Source organism: Parafilimonas sp. (genome assembly GCF_047606085.1).
Taxonomy (GTDB): domain Bacteria; phylum Bacteroidota; class Bacteroidia; order Chitinophagales; family Chitinophagaceae; genus Parafilimonas.
In genome coordinates, this window is sequence record NZ_JASGEX010000036.1 from 1 (window position 1) to 4,031 (window position 4,031).

Here is a 4,031-nt window from a genome sequence, read left to right on the forward strand (position 1 = left end):
CAATGTTTGACCTCACCCCAACCCCTCCCGAATGGTCGGGACAAGTTCTCCAAAGGAGAGGGGCCAGAACCCGCTCTGGCAAATGGTTTCAAGAGATTCGATAATTTTTATCCGGACAATAATGATTAATTATATAAAAAATAAAAAGCAGCATCATAAAAAAGAAACATTCTATGATGAGTTCAAAAGGCTGCTTACTGAAAACGGTGTGGCGTTTAACGAAAAATACCTGCTTTAATCTGCTTCATTAAACCCCGCAGGCGGGGTTGCCTCGCTTATATATGCCTTTTACCCTGAGCTGGCGCTCAGGGCTATTCACATTTAAGCCCTTCGGGCTTTCCCGGCGCCTCAAAGTATTACTCAACCTTTATTTTGTGCACTCCCGCGCAATCCATTTCGCCTTATCTTGTAAAAATTTTTTTCAAGGGCATGGCAACAGGTTTCACCCAATTAATCATTTGTTTGCTTGCAGGCATTACGGTTATTGTTCTGCTCACTGCGAAATATCATATACATGCATTCTTTGCTTTGCTGATAGCCTGCTTTGTGGTTGGCCTTGGCGTGCAAATGCCTTTTGAAGATATTATAAATGCTGTTAAGGATGGCTTTGGTAACATTATGCGTTCGCTCGGATTGATCATTGTTTTAGGAACAACGCTTGGCGTATTGCTTGAACATACCGGCAGTACAAAAGTGATGGCTGCGTTTATCCTTAAAATGGTTGGTGAAAAAAATGCTTCGCTTGCATTAAGCCTTACCGGTTTCATTGTAGGCATGCCTATATTTTGCGATTCCGGTTTTATTGTATTAAGCGGCATTAATAAATCTGTTGCCAAACGCGCCGGCGTTTCTGTGGTTATAACCAGCGTTGCTTTATCTACAGGCTTATATGCAGTGCATTGTTTAATGCCGCCGCATCCCGGCGCTGCAAGCGCTGCAGGTATTATGAATGTTGATTTTGGCAGGCTGATATTAACAGGGATTATTGCTGCATTACCCGCTATGATCGCTGGGAATATATGGGCCAGGTTTGCGGGCAAACGAACGGGTTTTATTGAAGCGGAAGAGGAGATTGTTACGGCTGCGGCTGTAAAGCTGCCATCGGTTATACAGGCGTTTTTGCCGGTTGTTATTCCCATAATTCTAATCGCATTAAAATCTTTTTTTGCATTGGAAAAGAATGAAGCAAACATGGCACAAATCTTTTCCATTTTGGGCGAACCTGTAACAGCGCTTGCAACAGGCATATTGCTCGCATTCAATTGCGGGCGGGCGTGGACGAAAGCTGTTGTGAGCAAACAATTGCAGGAGGCGGCTGAAAAAGCAGGTAGCATACTCGTAATAATAGGCGCCGGCGGATCTTTTGGTGCAGTGCTGGTGGCAACTAAGATTGGTGAGCATTTCAGCAGCGTGTTGCCATTGGGTTCGCTTGGCATTTTGTTTCCTTTTTTAATTACGTTCATTCTTAAAACAGCGCAGGGCTCATCAACGGTGGCTATTATTACAGCCGCTTCCATTGTGCAGCCTTTATTGCCTGCGCTTGGCTTGCAAACAGATACAGGCCGGTTGCTTTGCGTATTATCAATGGGCGCAGGCTCCATGATGATCTCTCATGCCAATGATGCTTATTTCTGGGTGATAGCCAAATTCAGCAGTATTGATATGAAATCCATGCTGAAGGTATATTCAATCGCTACCGCATTAATGGGTTTGATTACCTTGCTCACCGTTTATTTATTGTCGTTTATTATCTGATCAAAAAATGAATATCCTTATTACGCCAAATGCTTTTAAAAACAGCCTCGATGCAACAGCCGTTGCAAAAGCCATTGGCGAAGGTTTGCAGCAAAGCAAACTGCAATGCGTTATTGAATATTTTCCAATTGGTGATGGCGGAGATGGTACGGCAGCGCTCATCATTCAAAAACAAAACGGAAATATTGTACATGCTGAAGTGCATGATGCTTTAGGCAGAAAAATAAATACAGCTTACGGGTTGATTGATAATGATAAAACGGCTGTGATTGAACTGGCGGATGCATCAGGTATAAAATTGCTGAAGACAAACGAATTGGATCCTTTGCAGGCAACAACATTTGGAACCGGTGAATTGATACAACATGCTTTGGATAAAAATGTAAGCCGGATAATATTGTGCATCGGCGGCAGTGCAACCGTTGATGGCGGCGCTGGCATGTTACAGGCGCTGGGTTTAAAATTTTTAGATGATAAAGAGAAAGAAATAAAAATCATTCCACAGGATTTACCGTTATTAAATTCGATTGATGTTGCAGGTTTTGATAAAAGAATATTAGCCTGTGAACTGGTTGTGCTTTGCGATGTTGAAAATACTTTGCTTGGCGATAATGGCGCTGCAAAGATATTCGGGCCTCAAAAAGGTGCAACGAATGATGATATTATAAAACTGGAAGCTGCACTTATAGCATTTAATGCTATCACTTTAAAACAAACAGGTATTGATATGCCGGCCATAAAACATGGCGGTGCGGCAGGCGGTGTTGCTGCCGGCTTATCAGCTTATTGCAATGCGAAACTGGTTAACGGAATTGAATATTTTCTTTCCATAACAGGATTTGAAAAAGCTTTGCAAAAAGCAGATATAGTTGTAACCGGTGAAGGAAAAATAGATGCGCAAACCCTCCGGGGCAAAGGGCCTTATGGCGTGGCAGAGAAGGCTAAAGAAAAAAACATTCCTGTTATTGGCGTTGCAGGTATTGTGCCTTTGGAAAACAATAAAGCTTTACAGGAATATTTTGATGTGCTGCTTTCCATAAACAATGAAGCTGCCGATATTACAACTGCCATGCAACATACAACAGTTAACTTAATAAGAACAGGAACGATCATCGGTAATTTGCTGGCTGTATCACAAAAAAGCAGAACTGAATAACGCAGCTTATATCTTTGACAATTTCACAGTAATGATCATCGTAATTCAATGTAAAGACAGGGTTGGGCTGGTGGCGGCAATTTCGGGCGTGCTATCTGCCAATAACATCAATATAGTGGCTATGCGTGAGCATGTGGATGCGGCAGAGAACCGTTTCTTCATGCGGCTGGAGACAACATATTATGAAAACGCAGAAACGCTTCATCAACAATTGGTAAATATGTTGCCGGCTGATGCAAACGTGCATGTTAATCCTTCCCCGGAAAAGAAAATTGTTGTACTGGTAACGAAGGAATACCATTGCCTTGCTGATATTCTCATCCGTAATTATTTTAAAACGCTTGGTGCAACGGTGCAGTGTGTTATCGGTAATCATACAACGCTCGAAAATATTTGCAGCCGTTTTGATGTGCCTTTTTATCTGGTTTCACATCAGGAAAAAAATAAGGAAGCATTCGAATCAGCCATAAAAAACATAATTGACCAACACGATTGCGATTATCTTGTTTTGGCCAAGTTCATGCGCATATTGTTGCCGGATTTTGTAAGGTATTACGCCATGCGCATCATCAATATCCATCATTCATTTTTACCTGCATTCATCGGTGCTAATCCTTACAAAAAGGCATTTGAACGTGGTGTAAAACTGATTGGCGCTACGGCGCATTTTGTAACCAATGATTTGGATGAAGGGCCCATCATTGCACAGCAGATCATTCCGGTTGATCATTCTTTTACCGCTTCAGCCATGATGCATGCAGGTAAGGAAATTGAAACAGCCGTACTGGCAAAAGCACTGCAGCTTGTGCTGAACGACCGGGTTTTTGTGTATAAGAATAAAACCATCGTGTTTGAATGAATGTTTGCATTTAACTCAGGGCAGATGCATTAAAATTCTTATGAAGAGCCATCGGCTCGATTCAATTTTGTAAAGCCGTGCTTTAGCACGGTTATAGATGAGTTTGCATAGAAATAAGTGCCATCGGCACGGTGCATAATGTAACGAGCCGATGGCTCTCAACAACATTTTGATGGTTTCAAACGGGTTGAAACCCGTTTTTACAATATTTTTTCGAAGCTACGCTTCTTTTTATGCCTTTAAAATTTTAATGCGTCTGCC

The 4,031-nt window shown here is 42.0% G+C and carries 3 protein-coding genes; all 3 read left to right on the forward strand.

Annotation, left to right across the window (positions count from 1 at the left end; all coding sequences use genetic code 11):
* Positions 1-429: 429 nt before the first annotated feature.
* Genes QM629_RS03085 through purU form a run of 3 tightly spaced genes read left to right on the forward strand, consistent with a single transcriptional unit; the run spans position 430 to position 3,770 of the window.
* The gene (locus QM629_RS03085) at positions 430-1,755 is read left to right on the forward strand and encodes a GntP family permease (protein WP_415157075.1); all 1,326 of its coding nucleotides are present in this window, start codon (positions 430-432) and stop codon (positions 1,753-1,755) included.
* 7 nt (positions 1,756-1,762) lie between these two features.
* Positions 1,763-2,911 carry a glycerate kinase gene (locus tag QM629_RS03090; RefSeq protein WP_415157077.1) on the forward strand — a complete coding sequence of 383 codons (1,149 nt, stop codon included), beginning with the start codon at positions 1,763-1,765 and terminating at the stop codon, positions 2,909-2,911.
* Positions 2,912-2,942: 31 nt separating this feature from the next.
* Positions 2,943-3,770, forward strand: coding sequence for a formyltetrahydrofolate deformylase (gene purU / locus QM629_RS03095; protein WP_415157079.1), 828 nt, complete (start codon positions 2,943-2,945; stop codon positions 3,768-3,770).
* Positions 3,771-4,031 lie beyond the last annotated feature (261 nt).

Coding starts and splice junctions, on each gene's coding strand:
- QM629_RS03085 (WP_415157075.1), top strand. CDS start 430: ATGGCAACAGGTTTCACCCAATTAATCATTTGTTTGCTTGCAGGCATT.
- purU (WP_415157079.1), top strand. CDS start 2,943: ATGATCATCGTAATTCAATGTAAAGACAGGGTTGGGCTGGTGGCGGCA.
- QM629_RS03090 (WP_415157077.1), top strand. CDS start 1,763: ATGAATATCCTTATTACGCCAAATGCTTTTAAAAACAGCCTCGATGCA.